The 559-nt window shown below is 54.4% G+C and carries 1 protein-coding gene; it reads right to left on the bottom strand.

The window, feature by feature from the left end; translation table 11 throughout:
- Nucleotides 1-185: 185 nt before the first annotated feature.
- On the bottom strand, nucleotides 186-559 hold a 374-nt coding region (locus Q7C21_RS22660), incomplete at its 5' end, for a hypothetical protein (RefSeq protein ID WP_375151187.1).

Below are 559 nucleotides of genomic sequence, written 5' to 3'. Positions count from 1 at the left end.
CTTTCAAAGCCTTCTCGCCATTCTCGCCAAGTGGCTTATCCACCTCAGTAGCAACCTCAACGGTTACAGCGTCAGCGTTTTCGCCACCTTCGGCATTCACAATTTCAGACAATGGATACTCCTTTTTGAAGCCGCATCGCACGGCAAATACCCTCAACGCATCGCACGTAAAGGAAGTCCTTTTATTAGTTGAAAACTTGACCGCCAGTAGAAAGCCAACGCCGAAAGTCCTTCTCGACTTTCGCGGCAATCTCCGGGGTCAACGGCTTCTTAGATGAGTGCGGGTTACGACCCTCGCGCACCGCATCCCAACGCAACTGAGCATCGAATAAGCGACGCTCAGCTTCCGTCATGGTGTATCTGTCGTTCGGCTTACGTTCGCCCGTCCTGCGAGCTTCCAGTACCGCTTCACGAGCACCAACACGAGTGCCGCCACGACCAAGCGCGCCATAACCCTCACGCTGACCAATGATCGAACCCAAAGGATCCTGACCGCCCGGCAGAATGTAGCCGTTACGCTCAAGAGCTTTCAGAGTGTCAGCACGCGAAAGGTTCTGCG

This window comes from Pantoea sp. ANP04 (assembly GCF_041982285.1).
GTDB classification, from domain to species: Bacteria; Pseudomonadota; Gammaproteobacteria; order Enterobacterales; family Enterobacteriaceae; genus Pantoea; species Pantoea eucalypti.
Note: the sequence above shows the minus strand (reverse complement) of the source record. Positions and strands in the feature narration are given on the sequence as shown.